We start from the raw sequence: 26,159 nt of genomic DNA, 5'->3' as shown, positions 1-26,159 counted from the left end.
GATTTGTCTACTATTTTATCGAATCTATTACGGTTTATAGTATATAATTTAAACTACTTGAGTAACATTTACTGCTTTGAGGGCAACGAACGTTAGGAATGTTTGTTATACTCACCGGACCGAAAGTGCTACTTTCAGGGACTGGAATAGTGGGTATACAGATATCCTCCCAGCAAGTATCCAGCCAGGCCGAATAGTAGTGTTCCCGGTACAAATACTACCGTATCAGAACCTGTGGACATGAAGTATAGATTGATAAGGGTCAGATATGACAGTGAAAAGAACAGAAAGCATAGTAGCTGGAACTTATTTTTTGTGATATTTATATAAATTACCCCTTTTAACTGATTAGTTTTGTGTTATTTGTTAGTGTGAATGCTGAACTATTTATGGCTGCCGCATGGAAGATCGATCTCTCAGTAGCAGCAGAAGTGGGATATTTGGGTGCGTCAGGAAACTGAGCAATGGTTTTAAAACATATACCCAGGTATCTATTGCGATTACAGCAAAATTAAAATAGCATCTTTTGAGAGTCAGAAAATGCATAGTGAAAATAATCATGACATCTGCCATCCACCGGAAATACTTGCGCCAGCAGGTGATATGGAAGCCTTAGAAGGTGCAATCAAGGGGGGGGCAGATGCTGTCTATCTTGGAGTCGCGGATTTCAATGCAAGACAGGGAGCTAAGAATTTTGATCTTGACGAACTTGAAATGGCTATCGACCTTGCCCACTCGCGGGATGTCCGGGTCTTCCTGGCTCTGAACATTCCTGTAAAGCAGAGAGAATTGCAGGATGTACTTGACATAATTGACAGGGCTTTTTCTTATGGGGTCGATGCCCTGATACTGGAAGATATCGGCCTGATGAAGCTGCTGAGCAGTTTATATCCTGAACTCCCGCTGCATGCAAGTACACAGATGACGATTCACAATAGGCGTGGTGTTGATCTTATTGAAGAGGCAGGAGCTTCGAGGGTCATACTTTCCAGGGAGCTCCGCTCGGAGCAGGTAAAAGATATCGTGGAAAAAAGCAACATTGAAATTGAGCTTTTTGTTCATGGTGCTCTGTGCTACTCATATTCAGGCAGATGCCTCTTCAGCAGTTTTCTTAGCAACCGCAGTGCGAACAGGGGAGCATGTACCCAGCCCTGCCGCAGACCTTACAGGGTAATGGTTGATGAAAAGGAAGTCAACAGAAACCTTATCGGTGAATATCCCATAAGTTGTGCTGAACTGTGTACCCTTCCAGAACTTGACAGTATCGTTAAAACAGGTGTAAAAAGCCTGAAAATAGAAGGAAGGATGAAAAGACCTGAATACGTGACAGCAAGTACCGCGATCTACAAAAAGGCTGCACATGAGATATGCAGTGCGGGTAGGAATCTCAGCGCTGAGGAGATCAGTGAATGCGAAACCGAACTGGCAAAACTCTTTTACAGGGGATTCACAAAGGGTTTCGTTTCAGGTGAAAGTGATGTCACACATCAGAAATACAGTTCAAGCTACGGACTATTCCTTGGCAGGGTCAAAGAAATATCACGCTCGAAACATCATGCAGATTTGCGACTTAAATTACAGCAGGATATCAATAACAAAGACGGAATCTCGATCCTTACCCGGATGAGAATGCTGGGCAGCAAGGTTGATGTAATCCTTTTTAATGGAAAGAAGGTAGAAAGGGCATCAAAAGGTGATGATGTAGTGCTTAAGATAAGTCCCAAGACCGGAAAAGCTGTTCACCCACAGGATGAGGTTTTCCTCTCGACGGATAACCTGCTGATCGACTCCCTCCGGAAAAAGGATTTAAAAAAGCTACCTGTGGATATTGTGGTTATGGCCCGGAAAGGGGAGCCACTAAGAATAGAGGTAAATGAAAACAGGGCTAATGCAAGCTTCACTGACGAATATGTAGTCCTGGATGCAAAAAGTTCTCCCACCACAACCGAAAAAATATCAGAGGCCGTCACAAAACTGGGAGACACTTCTTATTATGCAGATAGTGTCCGGATCGAGGCGGACGAAAATATATTCATCCCTGTTGGGGTCATCACAAGTGCCAGGCGTGAGGCTGTGGCTTTGCTTGAAGAAAAGATACTGGAATTGTATAAAAGGGACCTGAAAGACCCTGAATTGCAAAGGCAGATCACAGGCATTCATGCGGTAGCAGTTCCTCCCGAAAATAAGATGCTCTTAAGTGTTGAGGTCAGCGACCGGGAATCACTTCTCATTGCAGCAAAAGCCGGCGCTGATATCATTTACTTGTCCATTGAGTATTTTGAACAACTGATGAAGCCTGGTAACAGGGAGAGAATGCTTGAGCTGAAAGAAAAAGGAACAGAAATTATATTTCTAACTCCTCAGGTGACATTCGATTATGAACTTATAACTATTGAACATCTAATGGCAGATGTTCACAAAGCAGGATTCAAGCTTGCATGTTCCAACCTGGGTACTATCAGGATTGCCTCGGTTATGGGCTTGGATTTTGCAGTCCAGAGGGAACTTAACATTTTCAATGCCCTTACTGCAAAGTTTTACTATGGAACTGGTGCATCATGCGTGACGCTCTCAAGTGAATTGAATCTGGATGAAATAAAAGATGTCTCCGCTGCGCTGGTCCGCAGTTCCGATAACTGTCAACTTGAGCTTCTTGTGCATGGCCGTGAATTGTTGCTTATCACCGAGAACGATCTTCTGAGACCCCTTGCTGACAGAGGGCTGCTGGAAAGAAATAGCAACATCAATTTGATCGATCGCAAGGGACATATTTTTCCTGTCAGAAGTCTGGGTACGCGCACACTCATTTATCATTCGAAGATGTTAAACATGCTTGATCATGTAGGACTTCTAAAAGAAAGTGGTGTTGATATACTGCGACTCGACCTTACCCTGAACAATAAAAATAATATTAGGGACATCATCAGAGCATATAAAAGTGCTATCGATGATAAGAGGCCAAAAACAATTATGAAGGATAATGAATTCCTCACGCAAGGTCATTATTTTGAGGGCGTCCTATGAATTCCTGTGTATGAACTAAGTACATAGGATTCTCATTTCATGAACATGAACCTCTTATACATATACATAAAAATATTGATTCTAAAGAAGGATGATCTACCGGACAGATATGTTTAGTCGATACCGGCTTATAGTCTGCAGGTTCAGGATTTCATATGGGAATATCAAAAGCGTGGCGATGTTACTATGAGTGAACAACTCTATTATCAAAATCAACTCCAGGCCCTGGAGGATATTAAAAATACCTATTTCCGTCAGCTTGATGAGATAGAAAAGAAACGGGCAGAAATTGCAATTGGGAAAGAGGAGATTAAGAATGAGGAATCCCTGCTGATCGATGAATATGAAAGGATTCGCGAGGCAAAGAAACTAATCTCTATAGAGTATGAAGAACTTGTTATCAAGAATGATGAACTCAAGCTGGCTAAAAAGGAGTATGAGAAAAAAAGGGAGGGGCTCTATAAAAAGGAAAAGGACCTTCTCCCCCGGATCAACCGATATCATCTGGATCTCGAATCCCTTGAAAAACGCAAGTGTGATAATTACAGGATCATGAGATCCCAGTACGAAGAAGAACTTAGTACCCGTAAAAGAGAAAAACGCCTTCTTCAGACTAAACAAAGGCTTGACAAAAAGATAGGTGAGATCATAGCCCAGAAAGCGGACATCGTATCACAGGAAATGGACATCGAGGTCGAGAACGAGAAGATCGAGCGCAAACGTAAATATGTGGAACACCAGGACGAGATTCTGAATGCCCGGCAAAAAGGGCTTGAGTCACGCAGAAGCGAATTACAGGAACTTGAGCAAAAAACCGAAAATGAGGTCGGCAAGCATGTTACTATCCACAGGCAGAATCTCGAGATCAAAAAACTTGATGCAAGGGTTGAACAACAGTCCGACTATATCAAAGGCCTTGAGGATGAACTTCTGGAAGCGGCCTTAAGACTTGAAACGGTACTCTCGGAACTTAAAAAGATGTCCGTATGCTCAAAGATACTTGAGTATAACATCGATCTGCAGCAGGTTCGGGCTAAACCTGTGCTGTAGGTTCATGGATGATGATCCTTTTATTTCATGCGAACTGTTTTTCACCGGATAAGTACATGTGGTTTGAAGTCAATCTGTTTTGATATCAGTTATTAGCAATTAGTAATGAACGGTGATAATTTGGCACGTGAATTATCCGTAAAAGATATCGAAGTCTTAAAAAAACTTGCACCTGAATGTTCAGGCCTTGAATGCTCAGGATCCAGAGCACCATACAGATCCATACTCCCGCCTTTGTCAAACCACTTTGCAAAGAATGCTGAGGATTTTGAAAAGAGGGTATCTTCTCTGGAGGAAGACGAACTTCTTTACCTGCTGTCATTAATCAGAAGTGGGGAAGAAAGTCTGGGCTGTGTGCAACCTCATTATATGCAGGTTTTCCTTGACCTCATTAAAAAGAGACTTGGTACGAAAACCGCCGAAGAGATTATGGGGATATATGTTGCAGGGAAAGAATGTTCAACTGATGACCTGATCACTTTCAAGTGATACCTTTCCGGGAAGCGTTTCTTCTGTCATGCTATACAGATCTGCGATACCCTGCAATATCTTATAACCCTTATTTGTTAGCAGGTAATCACCACGTTCTGTCCTCTGAAGGATCATATGCGTATCCAGCAGTTTCTGGAGATGGAATAGCAGGTTGCCTCCACGAAGTCCGGTGATCCTGGAAAGTTCGGAGAAGCTCCTGGTTTCGGTACTCAGTGTCTTTAATAGCAATAGACGCTGCTTGTTTGCAAGAGGTTCGCATATGCTGCTCACCACTTCTTCGGGAAGGTCGACGATACTTGTGACCTTTTCATGGTCCGGTCTGCAGTTCACGGAACTGTTTACAATCTGAAGCAACTCCATTTGTTTGCTGAACATTTTTGAAGCATGGGCCGTGCAGGAATCACAGTTCTCAGTTGAAGCAAGTTCCAGCAGCTCATTGAAGTGCTCCTGACATGCCTGAAGTTTCTCCTCATCTACCTCTTTATCCAGCAGAAGCAGTGACATTTCCTGAAAAAGCTTTTCGAATGCAGATCTGCATATGTGAATTTGATCGCAGTCCTCTGGCATATTGCTGTTCAGTGAATCCCTGGTATCATGCATCATATAATTTATCAATGGTCTGGAGAGGTCATTCTTTATCTCTGTAAACATCATATCCATCTGCCGATGGCCGGAATACTCAAGTACCCTTGATACTGTTCTGCTCAGGGAAGAAAGTTCGGCTTTTATCTGATTAAGTTCATCCAGGTAAGGATCATTTTCCTGGAACTGGTCCTGATCTTTCCTATGCGGGTCTGCAGATATGTATTTCATATTTAAACCTCTGTTTCAGCGGAATTTGTATAGAAAACTGACATTAAACTATATTAATGTGTACTACATTGTAAGTTGTGTCCATATCTGACAGCTGACCTGAATAGAGGTAACGGAGTAACAGAATGCCAGTACTTAGTCTTATAGGATGCAAGATACTTGAAGATGAGATCACTCATGTGCTGTCGAAATACACTGAGAATACCCGGATTGTGCTTATCGAGGACCGGGAATCCCGGGGACTTGCAAGAAAACTCCGCCTGCAGGATATATCCTTTTCAGTGACTCCGATAGACAGGATCGATGACTTTATCTGTTCTGCTGGCCTCGGCTCTTTTAAAAAGAAATTTATGTCGTTTATCGGAAAAGAATGTACTGAAGATATTGTTGTTGTCATAAAGATAATGCCGCTCGGACTTCATATTAATGGCACCTCACTTCGATCGGAGGTTGGCATACAGGTTGACATTATGTCAGAATTCTCTGACAGCATCCTTCTTTTCTATGGACTTTGCGGTAACGCTCTGAAAGACATAGGAATTTCTGCAGGGAAAAGCCCGGTTCCCCTGTACGTCCTGAAGGACGGAGAGGGTGAACGTGTCGATGACTGTATAAGTATAGCACTTGGAGGAAACCGGCGGTATGAACAGGAACTTAAGAAATGGAACGACACAGCAACCCTTTACTTCACTCCTCTCTGGGCATCTAACTGGAAGGATATGAAAGACCTTCCCCTGGATTCAGATATGGTATCTGAGTACCGGTATTCTTTCAGTATAGGAAGAATAGTAAAACTGGATACCGGTCTGAGATTCGAAAAGGATTTCGGGGCAAAGATATCAGAACTGGCAAAAAGATTCAGCGCAGAAACGGTGGAAGTAAAAGGCAACACTGAAATAGTGGAAAACTGCTACATAGAGATCAAAAAGAAACTCCTCGCCTGACAGGGACTCCGAAACTATATTCATGAATGCTAGCTTATTCTGCACCTGCCTGACATATGTCCGATCCTGGCTTTCAGATGAATGGATGATTCCAAGAAAAATGTAAATAGAGTAAGGACCTACGGATATAGGCGCAATTTAGCTTTAAATGTATCCAAAAGGAAGGATCAGATGATTCGTTCAATTCTTGACAACGACCTTTATAAGTTCACTATGCAGATGGCTGTTCTGGAACTTTTTCCTGACGTGGTTGCAGAATATCGTTTTACAAACCGCGGCATACAACGTTTTAACAAAGGTTTTGTCAGGGAACTTAAGCGCACAATAGATGAGGATATGCCAGCGGTCAAACTTACTGATGATGAACACCAATGGTTGAGAGCAGCCTGTCCTTTCTTCAAGCCAATGTATCTCGAATATCTCCGAAACTACAGTTTTGACCCTTCTGAAGTGACCATAGACCTTACGGAAGATAATAACCTTGATCTTCGCATCAAAGGTCCGTGGCATAGTAGCATATTGTGGGAGATCGTGCTTATGGCACTGATCTCGGAACTGTACTTTGATACCGTTGAATCCGAATGGAAGAACAGGCACATAGATACAGATGCTTCAACTGGCGGCTCCCTGATCGATGAATATACCTCCTTCATACAGGACATGGGCGGAGAACTCGAATCTAACAACTGTATCTTCTCAGAATTCGGGACCAGAAGACGTCGAAGCTTTGAGCTTCATGATTCGGTCATTGGTACACTATCGGGAGTAAAAACATTTTCAGGAACAAGCAATGTATTCCTTGCAAAAAGATATGGTCTTCGGGCCATCGGGACGATTGGTCATGAATGGATCATGGGCAATTCGGCGCTGGTAGGATTGCGGAATGCTAATCTATTCTCTCTTGAGAACTGGGTGGACATTTACAAAGGTGACCTGGGTATAGCTCTATCAGATACATTCGGTTCCGGAGCGTTCTTTAACAGTTTCAATCTCAAGCTATCTAAACTGTATGATGGCGTAAGACATGACAGTGGGGATCCGTTCATTTTTGCTGACAAGGTTATCGAACATTACTTAAAGGCGGGTATCGATCCGATGCAAAAGATAGTTGTATTCAGTGATTCACTCCATTCAAGAGATGCTATAAGGATAAAGGAGTATTGCGGGGGACGGATCAACTGCAGTTTTGGTATTGGTACGAGTTTTACAAATAACCATCATTTCTTCAGTTCAAGTCCTCCCTTGAACATGGTCATTAAACTGCATGCAGTAAATAACATCCCGGTTGTTAAACTAAGTGATGATGAAGGCAAGGCGACCGGTGACAGGGATGCTATCAGGGTGGCAAACCACATCTTCGGAATAAAAGGACTTGATGAGTGAACATTTGAGTATCTGAGATTATCTTTCGGACTATCTTAGTTCCGGAGTACGGGCAGAATGTAAAATAGTGAAGGGCACCTTTTCTCCCGGTGCCCGATGATGTCCGTCACCCAATACTTCAAACCAACCTACACTTACTTAACATATTAAGTTTTATGCATATAAACCAGTCGTTCTGTAATTTCATTTTACTTTGAAATTTACAACTTAAACAAATATTTTGATGTCAATTCATCAGATGAAAATGAAATCTAAAATAGCCAGTTTTTATATTGTGGGGCGATTCTTACTAAGATCAAGTGCCATCTCGTAGCACCTGTCTCCCGGGGAACAAATATCCCTTACTTCGCCGATTATCTCAAAACCTATTTTCCTGTATAGTCTTATTGCAGATTCGTTGCTCACTTCCACATATAATGTAACTGTGTCAATATCATTCAATTCCATCTCACGAATACCTTTTTGCAATAAACTTTTTCCGATACCCTGTCTTCTGTATTTTTTATCAACAACCAACGAATAAACAGTGCACATCTTTTTCATTCTGCTCGCTGAGAATAAAGGCTTTGAGAAAAAAAAGCAATATCCTTTAACAGCCTCTTCATCCGAATATACGTAGGTTATATTATTGAAGTACTGAGCATATTTTAAAAATCTGTCCTCATAAGTTACTGTGAAATTGTCTTTGTAGATATTCAGCACCGCATCAGCAACTGTATCATTGAAGTTGATTATACTATCATCTTCGATCCTCACCCAGTTCCTAATAAAAAGAATGCCTATTAATAGTTCAAATGCTTTGATAGGCTTTTTTGGGACCAGTGCAATTTTCTCAATAAAGTGCTCAGGTATTATTTTCATGGCCATACAACAGAACTCATAATTATATGAAAACCATTTTTTAGACTTTTATGCAATGTTAATATGACCCATGCATGTAAAAGATTTGCGGCAATTTCCTTCTGAAAAAATATTCTAAGCAAACACATTAATTGGAATGGTGTTTGTCAGTGCATTTGAATGACTATTACTCAACTAGACTAAAAAGAATTATGGCAAGGACCTGAAGCCGGAAGAACGCAGCAAGGACGCGAAGATGCAAAGTTGTTCCCCTCGCATCTTGCAACATGGCTTCTTTGAATTGGTAATTACAATACAGGATTTCTATAACCGGATAAGTAGCTTTAATTTAACCTGGTGATGCATTCTTTTCGGCCAGCATCTGCTCTTTTTTTTCTGAAAGTATTTCCTTGCATTTTTGCAGGTCGTCGACCGTATTTATGTTCAGGGCCAGTTCTATATCTTCCATAACCAGGCTTACATATGCCTGTTCCTGTTCAACGTCCTTACCATCCAGTATGTTGATCCCAGCGGGAACAATGAGCTTTCCGTTCCAGTTAAAGACTGTATCAGGTCTTATTCCGAGCCCCTTGCATACATAAATGGGGGAGAACACAGACATTGCAGGTGTTTCGCAATTTTGGTACTCCTTGATTATATGTTCTATAAGTTTCACGCTCAGCAGGGGGATATCCGACATAAGGACCATCACAGGTTCTGATATTTTTGCGGACTTTACTGCATAAACCATATCCGCCACATAGTTCCCGCCCATGGTATCAATGATTTTGACCCTGTCTTTGTAGCGATTTTGCACAATACTGGCTGTGATTGGTGTTGCAGGTGAGACCGCAACGTAGATCTTTCCAATATTTTCCGTACTCCCAAGAGCATCGATTACGTATGAGATGAGTGGTTTACCAAGAAGCTCAACTACGGGTTTCTCACCCATACCAAGCCTGCTTCCAAACCCCCCTGCCATGATTATAGCGTCCAAACAATACCTCCGATATCATACTTTATAACAAGGTAAATAGCGATCAGTGCAATAATCCTTCCAATTTCATTGGATGAGCCGATGACATCCCCGTTCACGCCACCAAAATGCCGGTTGCTGACATTGAGCAGAATGAACGTTGCCGCAATGGCCGCCAGGAATGCAATCATTCCTGCCAGCGGGATGCCGATTGTCCAGAACGCAAGCGTACAGGAAACAATTCCCAGGGCAAAACCAAGGAAATACTTGGGAAGGGTTGTATTGTCCACCAGAATGGAACCCAGCCCCTCGTGTATGGATTTTCCGAATGCAGCAATTGTCAGCATTGACTGCATGGCACTGACCTCGGCAACGAATATCGATATAAAGATTATAACTGCCATATCTGTGACAGAGCCGCCTGCTATTAAGGCTTCTGCCTGTAATGACACAAGTGCTGCATAGAATGCTAGCAGTGTCAACGCAGCGAATGCGACTCCCCCGATGCCGAGTGACATGTCCTTCAATGCCTTTAGTTTCTTCTCACGGGAACCGTGGGCCGTCATCCCGTCACCCAGATCAGCAATGCCATCCAGATGGTTCAATCCTGTGAGATAGTATACAAATATAATAATGAATACGGCACTCAGCTGCGGAGAAAGGAACGAGCCCAGAACAAAGGCTACTGCACCCATTATCATACCAAGCACGATGCCTACAAGTATATGCAGATAGGTCCTCTTGAAGAACTCATCGAGCCCTTCCATGGTGATTCCGACCGGAATGGTCGAGAGGAAACCAAAGCTTGAACGTACTGCCAGCAAAAAGTTATTCATCCTGCGATCACACCACCCTGATCTTTTCCGGATCCCTTCTTTTTACCTTTATTTTTATTTTTGGAAGAAGCGGCGGCTTCGGCCATACTTCTTGTGTACATGTTCGCAGAGACGCCCCCTATAAGACCTCCGATGACATCATCCATAAAGGGCCCAAGGGTCGCAAGAATACCTGGTTTCTGTTTATCGAACCTGACAAATTCAAACATTCCTTTGTCGCCGCTGATATACTTGGAAATGCTCATTCCCAGTACTTCATCTGCTATTATGAAAGTCAGGTCCTTTTCATATGAACTTTTACTTATATCCGGCAGAGTGCCGGCTTTTCCTTCTCTTTCAAGGAGTATTCCGGAGTAGATGAGCAGACAGAGATTAGGGTCTGAAAGGGCAATATCCAGTTCTTCCAGAAACCGCCTTTCGGCAAGTTCCTTTGTCTCGAGACCCGGATGCGGGGCATATAGTGCCATCGCGGAGTCAACAAGCATATCTACAGTAATGCCTTCGTCTTCAAGTATTTCAAGGATACTGTGGGTAACTTCTCCTTCCAGCTCTTCTGACTGGTCCTTTTTCAGGTCTTTAGATTCTATATCTGATAATTTCATTGCCATCACTCTGATAGTTAAGTATACTCGATATTACAATTTAGCCTAATGTAAGAAGACCTATTCCATAAATAATCAATACAGATGTAATAATCGCTATAAAAGAGGCTACCATCACTATCCAGGCTGTCAGCCTTACATCCTCACGTACCGGATAAACATACTCCTCTCCAAGCACGTATGTACCCGGTTTTTCCAGTCGGATCATTAATGCCCCGGCCACTGAGGACATTGGAAAACCCGAGTTTGGAGATGGTGTCTTCATGCCGTCTCTCAGTGCAAGCTGCACCGCACCTGCAGGACTTATCTTTTTATAGGTTTTCAATGATGCACTTACTACAACAGATGCCAGGAAGATGTAGATCACAGAGAGGCGTGCAGGTATCCAGTTTAATACATCATCCAGCCTTGCAGAGAACCATCCAATCTGCAGGTGGCGTTCATCCTTGTAGCCAACCATTGAATCAAGAGTACTGGTTGCCTTGAATATATAGGCCGCGATTAGGCCAAGAGGTCCGAAACAAGCATAGAACAACAGCGGAGTCAGTATGCCGTCAACATAATTCTCGGAAACGGTTTCTATTATTGCAGAAGATACATGACTCTCATCAAGTTTGGAAGTGTTCCTGCTGACATACATTGACAGGCCTTGCCGGGCCTCATCTAGTTTATCTGCTTCCAGTTTGCTTTTTATTTCCCGGGCAGCTTCGAAAAGACATCTTATGGAGAACGTTGCTTTGAGGAAATAAGCTGCTATGACAAGGCGGATTATTCTGGGTATGGCTTCAATGCTGAACACAAGCAGGACTGCATAGGCTATGGATGCAGCAAAGGTAATTGTGACAAGTGCCAGGAAAATACCATAAACTCTTCTGTAATTTGAAGGTGCTATCTTTTTAAGCCCAGATATAAGATTCCCCATCCATACCACCGGATGAACTGCAAATGGTGGTTCATTGAAAGCTAGATCAATGACATAGGCCAGTAAAAGGATTATAATGAGGTCTTCTGGTACAAACTGCACCGGCAATATCATAAACGGGTCTCCAGTGCGTTTTTCCAGGCTTTCTTTATACTCTCTTTGTTCCTTCCTTCTTTAACAAGGACAGAGAGCACATCGTCAACAACTTCCGGCTTATGTATTATATCACAGTAAAGGCAGCTCCAGACATCCCCGCCTGAAGAGCTCTCGATCCACTGCCCTCCCGTACGTTCGTCCTTACATGGGTAGAAGGGGCAGAAACAAAAAGTACAGTCCTGGCCTTCAAAGTGACATGGGTAATATTCACAGCTTAAGTTGCTACCAAGACGACCACAATCTGCAGCCTTTGCAAGGTTCGTTTCAAGCATTGACTCCGCCTGTTGCTTTCCCCACTCATTGATAACCTGCTTAATAGTGCTCACAAGGCGTTCATTCTCTTCCCTGGTCCTGACAGCGACTCGGATATAATTATTTCCTATCTCCTGGAAGGAGCTGCAGTCACGTATCAGTACTCCGTGTGAAGCCATACGTTCTGCAAGTTCGGTGGAATTCATGGAGAATTCTGATATATCTATAAATATGTAATTGACACTGCTCTCGAACGGTTTGAATCCCCGGCGTGTCAGTTTTTGCATCAGGTAAGCACGCTCTGTCTCTATAAGTCCCCTAGAATCTACAAGATATTTGCTGTCGACACCTCCTTCCATGTTCAAAAGGGCCGTTGCAACCGTGTCAGCTATGCATCCCATGTTCCATGAAAGCCTCGCATTATTGAGCACATTTGCAAAAGCAGTGGAAGCAATGCCAAATCCCATACGGATGCCCGGGATAGCAAATGCCTTTGTGAGGGAGCGCTGTATGAAAAGATATGCGTTGCCTTCTACCATGTCCGCAACACTCTGCGAATGGTCGGCGAGTTCTATGAAAGCCTCATCCACGAAGAGTAAGGTATGATGTTTGGCACATTTATGTGCCATTTCCGCGATCTGTTCTCTTGTAAAAAGTATTCCTGTCGGATTATTTGGATTACAGACGAACAGTATTTTTGCATCTTCAAGGAGATCTTCGTCGAGAACACCAAGTTCTTCCTGTCGGATATATCTGATATTTGCACCGAGCACCTTGCACTGGACCTCATATTCACTGAAGGTAGGTTGTGGGATAAGGACCGTGTCCCCTTCTTCTATCACACATTCCGCAACAAGGCGGATTATCTCGGTAGATCCATTTCCCGGAATGATATTCTCGGACCTTACACCCATTCCCGTGAACCTGGCAGCTGCTTCCCTGAACTCAAGGTAACGGTTGTCAGGGTACTGTTCCATTTTCTCAAGTCCCTTATCCAGCAATGACTTGAGCTTAAGTCCTGTGTAAGAATACTCAAAAGGTGTGCCAAAAGGGTTCAGGCTTGCACTCGCATCGAGTATCTCACTCTCCGGAATGGCATGTTCCTGGGAGCTTTTTCGGATCAGTCCACCGTGAGCGCCGGGCTCAAGTGTGCGGAGATATTCTTTTACCGGGAGAGGTGCTGTATTTTTTGACACGATAATCACAATCTCTAGTTTATTAGACCTATATTAACTTAATCAATTAAATGATATGGGATGGTGTAAAGGGACTAGATAAGTGAGGTTATAACCTCTTTCCAGGCTTTCCGGATATTCTCATCGGTATCTCCATCCTCCATAAGTACATCCAGCACCTTTTTTGCTATCTTTGGCTGGTGCATGAGAGTACACTTCTCACAACTCCAGACCTTGCCACCGGTGGCGCTGTCAATCCAGAACCCACCGGTTCTCTCATCTTCGCAGGCATAAAAAGGACAGAAGCAGAAAGTGCAGTCCTGCCCCTGAAAATGGCATGGGTAGTAGCTACAGGTTCCCCTTCCTGCTTCTGTTTTTTCCGGATGCTCTATGGTTTCCTCGAGCTTTTCCCTTGCAGCCTCTCTGCTGGACTCTGCGTACACATCATCCAGTTTTCCGATAAGCTTTTCGAATTCTTCCCTTGAGCGTACTGACAGGCGTATATAGCGTTTTTCTCCTTTGCAGATATCACTACAGTCACGTATGAGTATACCATGGGTCTCAAAGCACTTCACAAACTTCTCGGAATCCATGAAATGCCCGTCCATATCCACCAGAATGTAGTTGGCACTGCTTTCCAGGGGTCTGAAGCCATACAGTGAAGATAGTCGCTCAACGATGTATTCTCTTTCTTTAATAATGAATTTCCTTGACTCTTCCAGATACCTGCTGTCAGGACCGCCTTCCAGATTCAGGATGGCCTTTGCAACAGCTTCGGTAACTGCACCAATATTCCATGAAAGCCTTGCTGAGTTCAGCAGCTCTGCCATTGCATGTGAGGCTATGCCATAGGAAAACCTGATACCTGGCAGTGCAAAAGTGTTTACAATTGAACGGATAACAATAAGATGATCATTGCCTGTTGCAAGATCCGCAACACTCTGGCAGGGATCTGACAATTCTATAACAGATTCATCTACTATCAGGAGTGTCTGATGTTCTGCGCATTTTGAAGCCAATTGGCTGAGCTCTTCGCGGGATACCAGCTTTCCAGTCGGATTATTTGGGTTTGAGAGAATGATAACTTTTGCTTTTTCAATTGTTCTTTTCGGCAGCTGGAACATCTCATTCAGCTCTATTTCCTGAGTTACGGCTCCGAAAATCCTGCAAGAGCGGTAATACTCAATCGGGCATGGTACGGGGACTATGACCTGATCTCCTTCCTTCACAGTACACTCAAGAATTAGCCTGAGCAGTTCACATGAACCATTGCCGGGAATTATGTTGTTGTATATTATTCCCTTACCAAGGAAATGCGCGGCAGCAGACCTGAGTTCAATGTAACGGTTATCAGGGTACTGTTTCAACTGTGCAGCAGCTATATCGCGAAGATTTTCGATATCAAGACTGCTTCCTTTAAACATAAAAGGATCACCAGTGGGATTCAGGCAGGAGCTGAAATCAACAATATCTGATTCCGCCAGATGCAACTCTTCAGAAGTCTTATTCAACTGTCTACTGTGTTTGCAGGCAGACATGTCCACTAGATATCGTTTAACTGGAAGCTGGTTATCATCTTCAGACACAATTATCAACAAGTGTGTACGCAAAGGACCTATATTAATTTATTCAAGTTCAGTTGAGCTTTGGTGGAGGAAAAACTCTTGTATAAATTTATTGCTTACATATCAGATAAACTAATAAACTAAACGAACAACATATAGATATTTAGGCTGATTTTTAAAGACATATCCAAAAAAATATCCGGAGAAAATAAAATGGCAGATGTGATTGATTATAAAATAATAGGTGATGATATGCAGATCGTAGAGATCGAGCTCGATCCAAACGAATCTGTCAGGGCGGAAGCTGGTGCTATGATGTACATGGGTCCCGGAATCAAAATGCAGACATCCACCGGAGGCGGGGTGCTGAAAGGTTTAAAACGTGCTTTTACAGGTGAGAGTTTCTTCATCACCAGTTTCACACATGAAGGACACGATAAAGGATTTGTTGCCTTCGGAGCTCCCTACCCCGGCAAGGTCCTTGCGCTAGACCTCGCAAAGCACGGTGGACGCTTCCTGTGTCAGAAGGACTCTTTCCTGTGTGCGGCCAAGGGGATAGAGATTGAAGTTGCCTTAACTAAAAAGATCGGCGCGGGTCTTTTCGGAGGAGAGGGCTTTATCCTTCAGAGGCTTACAGGTGACGGAATGGCCTTCGTGCATGCAGGCGGCACTCTTATCGAAAAAGAACTACGGACAGGTGAAACACTCCGGGTAGATACGGGTTGCCTTGCTGCATTCTCTGAAACAGTGGACTATGATATACAACTTGCAAGCGGGTTCAAGAATGCCCTGTTTGGCGGGGAGGGGCTGGTACTTGCAGCCCTGAGGGGGCCCGGTACAGTCTATCTGCAGAGCCTCCCCTTCTCACGGCTTGCGGACAGAATGGTAGCCGCCGCAAGTTCCCGGAACAGAGGTGAATCCAAAGGTGCGGGCGGTTTTGGTGACAGTGCCCTCGGATCACTACTTGGAGGGAACAGGTCCTTCTGAAGGCAACATTTATATCCAAATGTAAACCAGTTTTGTTTATGAGAATATTTGCAATAGCAGATCCCCATGGGAATTACTCAGCAATCCGGGCTTTGCTAAAAAAGTCCGGCCATGTGGATGTCGTACTGATCGCAGGCGACATAACCAATTTCGGACCTGCCGAAAAAGCACATGAGCTGATCGGTATGTTCGACCAGAAGGTTATGGCTGTTCCCGGGAACTGTGATCCGGAATCTATCATTGAAGTGATCAATGATTCCTCTGCAATTAACCTGCATAACCGTTCTGTGACCTATAAAGATATTACTTTCATGGGAACGGGAGGGTCAAATCCAACACCTTTTTGCACTCCTTTCGAGATAGAGGAATGCGATATCGAGAAGGGGCTTGGGAAAATAATGTCGGAGGCTGAAAGAAGTAAAAAACGGGCAGTACTGCTCACGCATGCCCCTCCGTATGGTGTTCTGGACGTGGTTGGAGGCATGCATGTTGGATGCAAGTCCATTGCAAGATATCTGGGAAAGGTCGATCTGATGGTCTGCGGGCACATACACGAGGCAAAAGGTGTCGAAAATAAGAACGGAACCGTTGTAGTCAACCCCGGTATGGCTGCCAGAGGTTTTGCAGCTTTGATCGATCTGCAAGCGACAGATGAGAAGCTTGATGTTGATGTCTGTTTTATTGAAGCTGATTAGAAATCGTTATTAGTTTAAACATCTATATTACATTAAAAATCTATTTTAGAAAGGTGATATTATGAATCCTAAAATACTTGTAGCGTTTCTATTGTTATGCTCTCTTATCGTAGCAGGTTGTGTTACGGACAACAATATTGAAGAAAACGGTCCTGATGAAGACCAGACTGAGATTCATGATGGCAATAATGAGACATCCGGGATGGATAATGGAACCCAGTCAGATGACGATGTAACTTCTGCGGATGGAAATGAAACACTTGCAGAAGATGATGTCGAAGTAAATGAGGGCAGCGGTGTCACTGTAGTAGAGTCTACAGGCCCGCGAACATACAGGATCACTTTGAAGAATTTCCTGGCGCAGCCAAGTAATGTCACGATCAATGAAGGTGACAGTGTCTTCTGGATCAATATGAATCAGCCTGCCAGGAACTTCGTACTGGTAAGCGATGAAGGACTCTGGGAAGACAGAAGTCTGGTATACAGAAACAGCTTTACAAATACATTCAATGAGACCGGGACCTATAATTACCACATTCGTGGTTTTGAAGAGAGAATGAAGGGTACCATTACAGTTAAATAAAAAAGCACCTTCTGAGACGCATGAATATCCGGGCTGTAAAAGAAGGTAAAACCGATGTGCTTGTTCCGGTACATGAAGAGGGAGTTTCATTTCCTCCCTCAGCAGCCCCTGTTTTCTATAATCCTGCCATGGAGCTTAATCGGGATATTTCTGTGGCTGCAACTTCTGTTTTTGCTGAGAAGCTAAGTGAAAGACGTAATATTGCTATCGAGGATATCAGGTACCTTGATGCGCTTTCGGCTTCAGGTATACGTGGATTGAGAATTGCCAATGAAGTCGGAGTTCATACAACCCTGAATGACTGGAGTGAAAATGCCTTTGAGCTCATTGTCCGTAATATTCGTCATCTGGGATTACAGGAGAGGGTTGATGCAACACATAAGAATGCCAATGTGCTAATGCATGAGAAAAGGTTCAACATTGTGGATATTGATCCGTTTGGAACGCCGGCTCCTTTTCTGGCAGCGGCTGCACGCTGTGCAGTGCATCTTCTGGCTGTGACAGCAACGGATACGGCCCCTCTCTGCGGTGCCCATCTGCATTCAGGCATACGAAAATATTCCGCAGTTCCTTTCAATAACGAATACCATGCTGAGATGGGAGTGCGCATACTGCTTGGAAAGGTGGCAAGAGAACTCGCAATCACTGACAAGTTCATGGTTCCATTGCTTTCGCATGCGACCCGGCATTATGTGCGAACCTATCTCGAAATAGGTAACGGTGCAAAAAAAGCTGATGAAATGCTGGAACATATTGGCTTCATCTTACATTGTACACCCTGTGGATTCAGGCAAATTCTTCCGGGTATGGCTGTAAACATTGCAAGTGGATGCCCACGCTGTTCCTCGGAGGCATTGATTGCAGGTCCTCTCTGGCTAGGTAAATTACACGACATTGGCTTTTGTGGAGATGTCTTGAAAGAACTTGAAAGAACGGAGCCCGGTACAAAGGAACAGGCAAAAAGGATTATAGGATTATGTATGGATGAACTGGAAATGCCTACCTTCTATGAACAGCATCTCATATGCAAAAGACTCGGAGTGTCCGCATCCGGCATCAATGACCTGATCAACACTCTGAAAAGCCGGGGATTCGCTGCTTCAAGGACACATTTCAGTGGCACTTCTTTTAAAACTGATGCGGGTATCGATGAAATTGAAAACATAATAATGATGCTCCGATAAACATATATACTATTTTAAGATATAGATATATACATAAATATATAATCAATAATCTAATTATTAGCAATCACATATTATCCTATTTTAACCTTGAAGGGGAAAACGATGACAAGAGAATATGCAGAACAACTTTTTTTGCAAGAGAAACCGGTGCTTGCACTTCTTGCGATCTGGTCTTTCCAGAAAACATATGCATCCATCATAACTAAAGAAATAAATTCTACTTTTGCTCATACAACTAAGATCCTGTCAAAAATGGAAGATCACGGCCTTGTGCAATTCTCAGTTGACGGTCGTGTCAAATATGTGGAACTGACTGAACACGGTTACAAAGTGGTCGAAGCATTAAAGAACCTCATAGTTGCACTTGAAGGGGAGATGTCCGACGGCTTTGAAGATGTTGAAGAGAATGACAATCCCACAGTTAACATCGATTCTGATACCATTCATAATAGAATAGGCAGGCTGTACAGTAGTATCAGCTTGATCTATGGTGAAGTACAAAATAATGGTTCTGATTTTGATTCTGTGCAAAGGAAGATAGGACCTTTCAGTCGTGATATACAACTTCTTATTAGCGCCATCGAACAATCTGAAGATGAGATCGACGATGATTCGCTGGATAAATTATCCGAAATGCAGGATATGTTCGATAACGTTATGAAACAAAAAGTCAAATCCGGTTAACAATGATCAGTTTACAATTACTTATCAAGATATATGGCAGCAAGGAACGTGCTGTCCATTCGGCACAGGTACTGATAGACAACGAACTCAAAGATCTTGATGCAGCAGCCACTTATTCTGTTTCGGAGGATGGATGGCTGACCCTGGAAATAACCGGGGAGGATGAGGAATTCGCAGCAAATTTCCTGGCAGAGGAATATGGCAAGCCCGTTCAGAAAGTCAGGACAGGAGATGTACTTAAAGGATTCATCCGCCGAATCGAGAGTGACGAAATAATTGTGGATGTCGGTGTACCTGTAACAGTGCCTGGAAATAAACTCGGTGTACTTGGAACCGGAAATGCCAGACAGATAGCTTCACGTTTTGGAATGATCAGCCACCTGCCTGTTGAGATAGCGATAACCGATGCAGAAAATCTCACAGGAGATTTCACAAAGAAGCAGGTGGACATCCTGTGGAACTGGAAGAAATCAGGATTCGATCATGTCATTGCAAACGCCGTGACCCGCTCTGAACTCAAGGCAGCCATCAAAAGAACAGGTCATGGAAGGGATATCTTCGGGATTGAACGTCTGGGACTGATGGAACATGTCATTACATGTCGTGGGAACACTGAAGGGCCGGGTATAGTAGCATCTATTGGCAGGTTTGTGAGTGGTGAACTGGGAGTTATAAAAGCTTCTTAAATTCTTTCATCACAAGGATACACGGTTCACAATTATTGTTGCAAACAGATATATTTTCCATAGTACAATCTATTGCAAACTTGTCAATGAAGACTCCTTCGAAAACCCCTTTTACAAAGGTACAGAGCACTTTGGTTTTGATAGGGAGGGACTTACAGGCAAAGAAATCGTGGACCTCCAGTTTTAAAGGATCTTTACTTAGAACAGAGAACTTACCGATATCGTTCTTTTCCCAGAATACTTCCATTTCCGCAAAAAGATCATCAGGTTCAGTTGATATTAAACTATGTGCAAAGCTCTTGCCAACATCTCTGCCAATATTCCGCATTATGGGATCACAGTTTATTCCGTTGGCAAGAAAACCGTACTGGACAGCATGGAAAACGCATACAAGGCTTCCAAATCTCTCAAAATCAGTAGAAGAAATGATCTTCAGCATGTCCGTATAGTGTTCGAGCCCTGGTTCCTGTGAACAGGCTACATACTGACATCTCAGAGAATATATTTTCTTGCGTCGGTCATCAGGGTCCACATGTTCTTCCAGCAGGCTGCAGGATCGAAGGTCTTTGAGGTGAACAGAGATAGTAGCTTTTGCTTTCCCCGTGTGATTTACTATTTCATCAAAGGATTTTGATCCGTTTTTCAAAAGTTCCAGAATCTGTATCTTTACAGAACCGTTCAATGCAATGAAACCCGCTTCTGTGGAAAAGATTGCAGTACTGTCTCCATTATTCATGCAGTACTCAATTAATAGACAATGTATATAAATGTTCGCTGCCTAACGAATAAATACTTCTATGGCATATTTGTGTATCTCTAAAATACTGCGGTTGAAAAAGATGAGTGTGAGAAAAGCTATCATTGTACACGCCTCCGAAGCTGAAACACTGAGACAGGAACTTCTTGAGAGTGCCATGCTTGACCTTGACAGGAAGATAAGGACAAGCACTATCGACGGGCAGCTGTTCCTTGAAATCCCGGTAACATCCGGATACAAGGAACTGAGAACTGTAGAGCAGGAAAATCCCGAGTACTACAGAAAAACAAAGACCCTCAAAGACAGACTTCGTGACCTTATTCCTGAAACAGACCTCGAACTCGCCCCTTCGGGATGGCAGATACTCGGAGATATCATTGTTGTGAATATCGATGCCCGTATTGAGGATCATAAATCCTTGATAGCTGAGAAACTTCTCGATATGTACCCTTCATGCAGGACGGTCGTCAGGGACCTCGGTATCGAAGGACAGCTCAGAAGGCCGAGAAGAGAGCTCATTGCAGGCTCATTCACCGAAACAATTCACAAGGAGAACAAGTGCCTTTTCAAACTTGATGTTACAAAGGTCATGTTCTCAAAGGGAAACCTCTACGAGAAAAAGCTTATGAGCAGCGTGGGCTCTGATGAGACAATCGTTGATATGTTTGCAGGTATCGGATATTTTTCAATCCCTATTGCCGTCCACGCCTGCCCGCTTAAGATAATATCCATTGAGCTGAACCCTGAATCTTTTGCTTACCTTCGGGAAAATGTCTCATTGAATAAAGTTGATAATATCATAGAACCCCTAGATGGGGACTGTGCCGAACTTACACCTCAGGGAATCGCGGACAGGGTGATAATGGGATATGTGGGTACCACACATCATTATCTGCAATACGGCATCCGGGCCATCAAAAAGAAAGGAGGCATGCTTCATTACCATGAAACAACACCAGAATCCCTTGTATTTGACAGACCGGTGTCCCGTATAAAAGAGGCGGCTTTAAGAGAGGGAAGACGGGTTGAGATAAGGGATTGTCGCAGGGTTAAGAAATACTCACCCGGTGTCTGGCATGTTGTTGTGGATGTGTGGGTTAATTAGAATAAACAAGGAAAATAAGTTAAAATAAACAATTAAATTTTCAGCACCTGATTCGTCATATCCGCGTCAATAATATAATCAAAATCAATGAAATCAGGCCAGTCCATTTTCTGGAATATTGACTGGAAACAGATGCCGATAATGAGTCTTCTACCGGAACCATCAAGTATACGATCTGTCATCTCCTTCATCTTCCCGGCTTCTATCCCGGTTTTTGGCATTGCCAGTCCGCCCAGCAGTACAACAGTGTCTGCACGAGGATCAGCGGAATCACCAACCTGCATTCCATGAGATGTTGAAATAATGGACCTTGCTTCCTCGAATTTCAGATCAGGGATGAATGTCATTTGTTTATCGCTTTTTCTCAGGACAAATGCCATCAGTTCGGCGAAGGGAGTACAGAATCCGGCAGTTCCTACAAAAGTTATCTTCTCGGATTTTTCGACAAGTTTCCTGAATTCGGTCAGCTGGCCGCCAATGCCCTGTGTTGTATTAATTGCTTTCATAATTCCACCAAAAAACCTAAAAAAAAGAGTACAACCAGAAGGTTGTACGTTAAGAATATACTTTTTAAAAGTCAGACTTCCTTGACACCGAAGGATTCGAGCAGGATGCCGGGGTTTATCCTTCCACTGGTGAAGGATTTGTTGCTCTTCTTGTCATTGATGGTTATCTTTGCAGGTGCGAACATTCCGGCATCGACCTTGAAGAAGTCAAATCCCGCTTCCTTGAACGTCGTATAGAAGGGTTTTCCGAAATCCCTCGAAGTTGTGGAAGGTACCTGTTTGACATAATCGGCGAGCTTCTCTGCATCCCCGTACTCGACGGTGTAGTAGGTCTCACCACAGTAGATAATACAATCATTGGTGGAACCCATGCATTTTGTGTCATCCCCTACTATCGGTGCGATAGGTGCAACACCAAAACCGCTCTTGATTGTGTTGATATCGAATCCGATGGACTCGAGCTTGTGAATACCTGTTTCAACTACACGGGCGGATATCTGGACACTGCCTGCAATAGAAGCAGTCGGTGCGACAGCGATATAAATATTCTCAGTGTCGACACTGCAGTGTTTTGCAATATAGTCGACTACCTCTTCACTGGGGAGTTCGCTTGATTCCATCACAAGTACTGCAAATTCGGAATCGTCCTTGTAGCCTATCTCTTCATACAGTTCCTTTGGCTTAAGACCAAGAGCCCTTGCAGGACCTGAACCCATCCCGAAGTACTTGCCCACAGAGATTCTCCAGCCGGCATACTGGGATGCCATGCATGCGATCGTCGGGTGGTCTGTAGCTACTTGTATTGCCGGGACCGGAAGTCCGTCAAGATCGAACTTTGTGTAGCTGATCTCTGCAAGGTCTGCAAGGCAGAGGCGTGACAGATACATTCCTGCATCGTATCCGCCTTCCATGTTGACACCACAGTCTATGATGGTCGCACCATTTTCAAGTTCTGTGGATTGAACCTTGAGGTCCTCTTCCCAGTCAAGCATCTCATCAATAATAGCAAGTCCCTTTTCGTTGACACTTATCACGTTTATCACTCTTATGCAGTTAATCGAGTGTCATTGGGCTGGTAAGCATATATAAGTTTCGAAAATAGACATGATAGTAAGCCGGATCTTCAATACACCCGGGAAAACGATTATTGAGATATTATGTAAAAATCATTGAGCTTTTTTGAGGGTAAGCCAGAAAATACTTCCCTTACCATCCGGGTTATCGATGACACCAACCTGTTCGTGATGTAGGTCTACGATCCTCTTGACAATGGCAAGTCCAATGCCGCTACCTCGTATGTTATCTTTGTGAAGGCGCTTGAAACGTTCAAATACTGCTATTTTGTCCTTGTCAGGTATACCCTCTCCCTGGTCTGTGAAACTGACCTTCCATTTATCTCCTGCATCATCGACACTTATCTTAACCATACTTTCATTTGCAGTGTACTTGACAGCATTTGAAAGCAAATTGCTGAAGACCCTTTCTATCATCGGGTTTGCAAGTGCAGGATAAGTACCCATGAACAAAGTATCCACATCAATATTCTTGTTCTCAATATCCAGAGCGAAGTTCTCGATAGATTCCTGCAAAAGTGATGCAAGGTCAACCCTGACAAATCCTATTTCTTCCATGGACTCGATCTTTGCGAGATGGGCAGCTCCTTCGATAAGGTCTATGAGCTTTGAAGTCGATTCATTGATATTGCTTATGATATGTTTTTTCCTTTCGTCCATCTCGATCTCAATCAGGATCTCAGTGAACGATCTTATGAGACCTGCAGGATTTAGCAGGTCGTGGCGCAGGATGTCAGTGAAGAGATCTTTCAGTTCATTGGAACGCTCCAATTGATAGGCATAATCCTGCAATTTGACCTCGGCTTTTTTTCGTTCAGTGATATCCTCCCCTGATATCAGGATGTTCGAAATGTTGCCTTCTTTATCCCTCAGTACTGAATCATACCACATGAAGTGCCTTTCTTCACCACTACCAATAATAAGTGGGTATTCATGGTATTCATCAATTCTGGCCGCACCTTTGATTAGTTCGTCGTAGGTATTTTTAACATTGTCTGCATATTTTTCCGGCACAAAAGAGCTAATCCAGTTCGTGTTAAGGACCCTGTCCTTTCTGTACTCAAGGAAATCTGAACCTTTTTTGTTGATGTGAACAAGATTATAGTTGTTATCAAGGACAGCTATGAGTACACCCACATAGTCCAGATAATTATAAGCCTTGTTCCTGTCGGTGAGCAGGTTGTCATGTTGTAACTTGATTCTTAAAAGAGAGGATATCTTTTTGTCAAGTTCGAATTTTCCGACGGGCTTTTTCAGGAAGTCATCCGCACCGGCTTCAATACCTTTGTTATGGTCATCCTTGGATGTCAGTGCTGTCACCATGATGATTGGAATGAACTTCATCTGATAATCATGTCTGATGACCCTGCAGACTTCGTAGCCATCCATCTCAGGCATCATTACGTCAAGCAGGATGAGATCCGGATTCTCAGTCTTAATCTTTTCCAGTGCATCCTTACCATTATATGCGGAAATGACATCATGCTCGTTGCTCAGGTATGCACGCATCAGTTCAACATTCAGTACCTCATCATCAACCACGAGTATTTTGTGCCTGGTTATAGATGCCATATAAGAATATAGTATATTTTCAATTTTATATATATCTACGCTTTTACATCTTGCTCTTGAAACCTGGCTGATATTAATTATATGTGTATTTGAAAAAGTTGTTATGGAAAAGGACTGTGGTCATTTATGAATATGCATAAATATGCACATCTGCCTTTATAACTTCTATTAAATTGGTCATAGAGTTCATTTATAAGATATGAATGTATAATAAAAGAAAATCAAAAACTCTCAACCAAGGAAATATCCAGTTAATTCTTCAATCCCTTGCTTATCAAACTTATAGTAATTACAAATATCAAATGCATTAATAATGCAGGATCAAAACATGAAATGTTTTAACTGTAATTATAGAAAGTCAATTCCACTGTTTACCAAATGTGCTGGTATTCCCGGAAGGGCCAGAGTTGGTACTTCGTACTATTGTAGCCATCCTGACATTGATAATCCTGTGCCGGTCATACCTGTGGATGTGCATATACTGGAGAATTGCCCGTTTTTATGAGCTTTCTGAACAACTCATTCAATAAGATATATTATCTGAACTGACATGGAAACAGTTGATTCTCCTGGCTGAATAGGGGTAGATGCTGCTCTTTCTTCCGTAGGCACTTCTGCTGTATCATAAGAAACTATCGGTCCGCTACTGTCTCTTAATGATGATGATTGCACTCCAATTATCTCAACATTCAGGTTCTCAGCAAGCATGTCGGCTTTTGATGATGCATCAGCTACCGCATCTGCGATGAGATCTTCTCTAAACTCTTTTTGCATCTCATCAGATGCTGAGAAGGAAATACTTCCGATCTGATTTGCACCTGCCGCTGTAGACCTGTCAATGACATCACTCAGGTTATCAAGCATCGTAGTTGTTACCTGAACGCTATTGAATGCAGAGTAGCCAACAATAGTTTGTGTTCCGTTATAGTCATATACAGGGCGCACGGATACAAATGATGTCTGGATTTCCTCTTCTTCCAGTCCGATTGATCTGAGTTCTCCTATAACTGCACTCATTAAGACCGCATTCTCATCTGATGCTTCCTGTGCTGTCCGGGACTGCACTACAACACCTATGTCTATAGTTGCAGTATCAGGAACAACTCTGGTTTCCGCATTTCCGTTCAGCTGAATGGTATGCTCCGTATCTTCTTGTGCTGCCTCCTGTGAACTTGCATATTGTGATGCTGCCATAAATAACAGGGCTACTGACAATGCAATAATCATATAGTATAGTTTACTGTTTGAATTCTGTTGTGACAAAAAACCCACCTTCTCTTTGTTTGATATTTAT

At 43.1% G+C, this 26,159-nt stretch carries 25 protein-coding genes; 12 read left to right on the top strand and 13 right to left on the bottom strand.

Annotated features, from left to right (window positions below; genetic code table 11):
• Positions 1-540: 540 nt before the first annotated feature.
• The 3 genes from CUN85_RS07115 (at position 541) to CUN85_RS07105 (ending at position 4,563) form a co-directional block, all read left to right on the top strand.
• Complete coding sequence (locus CUN85_RS07115) at positions 541-3,024, top strand: DUF3656 domain-containing U32 family peptidase (protein ID WP_135389634.1); 2,484 nt, start codon at positions 541-543, stop codon at positions 3,022-3,024.
• A 186-nt stretch (positions 3,025-3,210) separates the two neighbouring features.
• The gene (locus tag CUN85_RS07110; protein ID WP_135389633.1) at positions 3,211-4,074 is read left to right on the top strand and encodes a hypothetical protein; all 864 of its coding nucleotides are present in this window, start codon (positions 3,211-3,213) and stop codon (positions 4,072-4,074) included.
• A 120-nt stretch (positions 4,075-4,194) separates the two neighbouring features.
• Complete coding sequence (locus CUN85_RS07105; RefSeq protein WP_135389632.1) at positions 4,195-4,563, top strand: hypothetical protein; 369 nt, start codon at positions 4,195-4,197, stop codon at positions 4,561-4,563.
• Here the strand turns inward: CUN85_RS07105 and CUN85_RS07100 are convergent.
• Positions 4,534-5,379: a winged helix-turn-helix domain-containing protein gene (locus CUN85_RS07100; RefSeq protein ID WP_205804386.1), complete on the bottom strand. Its 846-nt coding sequence runs from the start codon at positions 5,377-5,379 to the stop codon at positions 4,534-4,536. The genes CUN85_RS07105 and CUN85_RS07100 overlap by 30 nt on opposite strands.
• 125 nt (positions 5,380-5,504) lie before the next feature.
• Between CUN85_RS07100 and CUN85_RS07095 the strand changes: the two genes are divergently transcribed.
• Both CUN85_RS07095 and pncB read left to right on the top strand, forming a co-directional pair.
• Positions 5,505-6,323, top strand: coding sequence for a DUF1638 domain-containing protein (locus tag CUN85_RS07095; RefSeq protein ID WP_135389631.1), 819 nt, complete (start codon positions 5,505-5,507; stop codon positions 6,321-6,323).
• Between the two features lie 171 nt (positions 6,324-6,494).
• Positions 6,495-7,706 carry a nicotinate phosphoribosyltransferase gene (gene pncB / locus CUN85_RS07090; RefSeq protein WP_135389630.1) on the top strand — a complete coding sequence of 404 codons (1,212 nt, stop codon included), beginning with the start codon at positions 6,495-6,497 and terminating at the stop codon, positions 7,704-7,706.
• Positions 7,707-7,973: 267 nt separating this feature from the next.
• Here the strand turns inward: pncB and CUN85_RS07085 are convergent, their stop codons facing one another.
• The 7 genes from CUN85_RS07085 to CUN85_RS07055 all read right to left on the bottom strand — a co-directional run bounded on the left by CUN85_RS07085 (position 7,974) and on the right by CUN85_RS07055 (position 15,051).
• Complete coding sequence (locus CUN85_RS07085; RefSeq protein ID WP_135389629.1) at positions 7,974-8,567, bottom strand: GNAT family N-acetyltransferase; 594 nt, start codon at positions 8,565-8,567, stop codon at positions 7,974-7,976.
• Positions 8,568-8,895: 328 nt separating this feature from the next.
• On the bottom strand, positions 8,896-9,543 hold the full coding sequence (locus tag CUN85_RS07080) for an NTP transferase domain-containing protein (RefSeq protein ID WP_135389628.1): 648 nt from the start codon (positions 9,541-9,543) through the stop codon (positions 8,896-8,898).
• Complete coding sequence (gene cobS / locus CUN85_RS07075; RefSeq protein ID WP_135389627.1) at positions 9,531-10,358, bottom strand: adenosylcobinamide-GDP ribazoletransferase; 828 nt, start codon at positions 10,356-10,358, stop codon at positions 9,531-9,533. Before cobS ends, CUN85_RS07080 begins: the two co-directional genes overlap by 13 nt.
• Positions 10,355-10,960, bottom strand: coding sequence for an alpha-ribazole phosphatase CobZ (gene cobZ / locus CUN85_RS07070; RefSeq protein ID WP_135389715.1), 606 nt, complete (start codon positions 10,958-10,960; stop codon positions 10,355-10,357). Before cobZ ends, cobS begins: the two co-directional genes overlap by 4 nt.
• Positions 10,961-11,000: 40 nt before the next feature.
• Positions 11,001-11,996, bottom strand: coding sequence for a cobalamin biosynthesis protein (locus CUN85_RS07065; RefSeq protein ID WP_135389626.1), 996 nt, complete (start codon positions 11,994-11,996; stop codon positions 11,001-11,003).
• Complete coding sequence (cobD, locus tag CUN85_RS07060; RefSeq protein ID WP_135389625.1) at positions 11,993-13,486, bottom strand: threonine-phosphate decarboxylase CobD; 1,494 nt, start codon at positions 13,484-13,486, stop codon at positions 11,993-11,995. The genes CUN85_RS07065 and cobD overlap by 4 nt, the downstream gene beginning before the upstream one ends.
• Before the next feature lie 74 nt (positions 13,487-13,560).
• On the bottom strand, positions 13,561-15,051 hold the full coding sequence (locus CUN85_RS07055; RefSeq protein ID WP_235856248.1) for an aminotransferase class I/II-fold pyridoxal phosphate-dependent enzyme: 1,491 nt from the start codon (positions 15,049-15,051) through the stop codon (positions 13,561-13,563).
• Between the two features lie 192 nt (positions 15,052-15,243).
• Here CUN85_RS07055 and CUN85_RS07050 point away from each other — a divergent pair, with 192 nt between their 5' ends.
• The 6 genes from CUN85_RS07050 (at position 15,244) to CUN85_RS07025 (ending at position 19,852) form a co-directional block, all read left to right on the top strand.
• Positions 15,244-16,017, top strand: coding sequence for a TIGR00266 family protein (locus CUN85_RS07050; protein ID WP_135389623.1), 774 nt, complete (start codon positions 15,244-15,246; stop codon positions 16,015-16,017).
• 38 nt (positions 16,018-16,055) lie between these two features.
• Positions 16,056-16,712: a metallophosphoesterase family protein gene (locus CUN85_RS07045; RefSeq protein ID WP_135389622.1), complete on the top strand. Its 657-nt coding sequence runs from the start codon at positions 16,056-16,058 to the stop codon at positions 16,710-16,712.
• Between the two features lie 61 nt (positions 16,713-16,773).
• Positions 16,774-17,295 (top strand): plastocyanin/azurin family copper-binding protein, encoded by a 522-nt coding sequence (locus CUN85_RS07040; protein ID WP_135389621.1) that lies wholly within the window; start codon positions 16,774-16,776, stop codon positions 17,293-17,295.
• 20 nt (positions 17,296-17,315) lie between these two features.
• Positions 17,316-18,479 (top strand): tRNA (guanine(10)-N(2))-dimethyltransferase, encoded by a 1,164-nt coding sequence (locus CUN85_RS07035; RefSeq protein WP_135389620.1) that lies wholly within the window; start codon positions 17,316-17,318, stop codon positions 18,477-18,479.
• 105 nt (positions 18,480-18,584) lie between these two features.
• On the top strand, positions 18,585-19,166 hold the full coding sequence (locus tag CUN85_RS07030; RefSeq protein ID WP_135389619.1) for a MarR family winged helix-turn-helix transcriptional regulator: 582 nt from the start codon (positions 18,585-18,587) through the stop codon (positions 19,164-19,166).
• Positions 19,167-19,168: 2 nt separating this feature from the next.
• Positions 19,169-19,852, top strand: coding sequence for a DUF2110 family protein (locus CUN85_RS07025; protein WP_135389618.1), 684 nt, complete (start codon positions 19,169-19,171; stop codon positions 19,850-19,852).
• Here the strand turns inward: CUN85_RS07025 and CUN85_RS07020 are convergent.
• On the bottom strand, positions 19,836-20,588 hold the full coding sequence (locus tag CUN85_RS07020) for an ArsR family transcriptional regulator (RefSeq protein ID WP_135389617.1): 753 nt from the start codon (positions 20,586-20,588) through the stop codon (positions 19,836-19,838). The genes CUN85_RS07025 and CUN85_RS07020 overlap by 17 nt on opposite strands.
• A gap of 103 nt (positions 20,589-20,691) precedes the next feature.
• Between CUN85_RS07020 and CUN85_RS07015 the strand changes: the two genes are divergently transcribed.
• A complete protein-coding gene (locus tag CUN85_RS07015) occupies positions 20,692-21,714 on the top strand; it encodes a class I SAM-dependent methyltransferase (protein ID WP_205804384.1) in 1,023 nt (340 codons plus the stop codon).
• A 32-nt stretch (positions 21,715-21,746) separates the two neighbouring features.
• Here the strand turns inward: CUN85_RS07015 and CUN85_RS07010 are convergent, their stop codons facing one another.
• From CUN85_RS07010 to CUN85_RS06995, 4 genes are all read right to left on the bottom strand, one after another.
• A complete protein-coding gene (locus tag CUN85_RS07010) occupies positions 21,747-22,220 on the bottom strand; it encodes a DUF2124 domain-containing protein (protein WP_135389616.1) in 474 nt (157 codons plus the stop codon).
• Positions 22,221-22,291: 71 nt separating this feature from the next.
• On the bottom strand, positions 22,292-23,254 hold the full coding sequence (mch, locus tag CUN85_RS07005) for a methenyltetrahydromethanopterin cyclohydrolase (protein WP_135389615.1): 963 nt from the start codon (positions 23,252-23,254) through the stop codon (positions 22,292-22,294).
• A gap of 132 nt (positions 23,255-23,386) precedes the next feature.
• Positions 23,387-24,865 carry a sensor histidine kinase gene (locus tag CUN85_RS07000; protein ID WP_135389614.1) on the bottom strand — a complete coding sequence of 493 codons (1,479 nt, stop codon included), beginning with the start codon at positions 24,863-24,865 and terminating at the stop codon, positions 23,387-23,389.
• 519 nt (positions 24,866-25,384) lie between these two features.
• Positions 25,385-26,128 (bottom strand): SIMPL domain-containing protein, encoded by a 744-nt coding sequence (locus CUN85_RS06995; RefSeq protein ID WP_135389613.1) that lies wholly within the window; start codon positions 26,126-26,128, stop codon positions 25,385-25,387.
• Positions 26,129-26,159: the final 31 nt, after the last annotated feature.

This window comes from Methanolobus halotolerans, assembly GCF_004745425.1.
GTDB lineage: Archaea > Halobacteriota > Methanosarcinia > Methanosarcinales > Methanosarcinaceae > Methanolobus > Methanolobus halotolerans.
This window is presented reverse-complemented; position numbering and strand designations above follow the sequence as displayed.

Excerpts from the sequence above, each read along its gene's own strand:
- CUN85_RS07115 (WP_135389634.1), top strand. The coding sequence starts at position 541 with ATGCATAGTGAAAATAATCATGACATCTGCCATCCACCGGAAATACTT.
- CUN85_RS07110 (WP_135389633.1), top strand. The coding sequence starts at position 3,211 with ATGAGTGAACAACTCTATTATCAAAATCAACTCCAGGCCCTGGAGGAT.
- CUN85_RS07100 (WP_205804386.1), bottom strand. The coding sequence starts at position 5,379 with ATGAAATACATATCTGCAGACCCGCATAGGAAAGATCAGGACCAGTTC.
- CUN85_RS07095 (WP_135389631.1), top strand. The coding sequence starts at position 5,505 with ATGCCAGTACTTAGTCTTATAGGATGCAAGATACTTGAAGATGAGATC.
- pncB (WP_135389630.1), top strand. The coding sequence starts at position 6,495 with ATGATTCGTTCAATTCTTGACAACGACCTTTATAAGTTCACTATGCAG.
- CUN85_RS07085 (WP_135389629.1), bottom strand. The coding sequence starts at position 8,567 with ATGAAAATAATACCTGAGCACTTTATTGAGAAAATTGCACTGGTCCCA.
- cobS (WP_135389627.1), bottom strand. The coding sequence starts at position 10,358 with ATGAATAACTTTTTGCTGGCAGTACGTTCAAGCTTTGGTTTCCTCTCG.
- cobZ (WP_135389715.1), bottom strand. The coding sequence starts at position 10,960 with ATGAAATTATCAGATATAGAATCTAAAGACCTGAAAAAGGACCAGTCA.
- CUN85_RS07065 (WP_135389626.1), bottom strand. The coding sequence starts at position 11,996 with ATGATATTGCCGGTGCAGTTTGTACCAGAAGACCTCATTATAATCCTT.
- CUN85_RS07050 (WP_135389623.1), top strand. The coding sequence starts at position 15,244 with ATGGCAGATGTGATTGATTATAAAATAATAGGTGATGATATGCAGATC.
- CUN85_RS07045 (WP_135389622.1), top strand. The coding sequence starts at position 16,056 with ATGAGAATATTTGCAATAGCAGATCCCCATGGGAATTACTCAGCAATC.
- CUN85_RS07040 (WP_135389621.1), top strand. The coding sequence starts at position 16,774 with ATGAATCCTAAAATACTTGTAGCGTTTCTATTGTTATGCTCTCTTATC.
- CUN85_RS07035 (WP_135389620.1), top strand. The coding sequence starts at position 17,316 with ATGAATATCCGGGCTGTAAAAGAAGGTAAAACCGATGTGCTTGTTCCG.
- CUN85_RS07030 (WP_135389619.1), top strand. The coding sequence starts at position 18,585 with ATGACAAGAGAATATGCAGAACAACTTTTTTTGCAAGAGAAACCGGTG.
- CUN85_RS07025 (WP_135389618.1), top strand. The coding sequence starts at position 19,169 with ATGATCAGTTTACAATTACTTATCAAGATATATGGCAGCAAGGAACGT.
- CUN85_RS07020 (WP_135389617.1), bottom strand. The coding sequence starts at position 20,588 with ATGAATAATGGAGACAGTACTGCAATCTTTTCCACAGAAGCGGGTTTC.
- CUN85_RS07015 (WP_205804384.1), top strand. The coding sequence starts at position 20,692 with ATGAGTGTGAGAAAAGCTATCATTGTACACGCCTCCGAAGCTGAAACA.
- CUN85_RS07010 (WP_135389616.1), bottom strand. The coding sequence starts at position 22,220 with ATGAAAGCAATTAATACAACACAGGGCATTGGCGGCCAGCTGACCGAA.
- CUN85_RS07000 (WP_135389614.1), bottom strand. The coding sequence starts at position 24,865 with ATGGCATCTATAACCAGGCACAAAATACTCGTGGTTGATGATGAGGTA.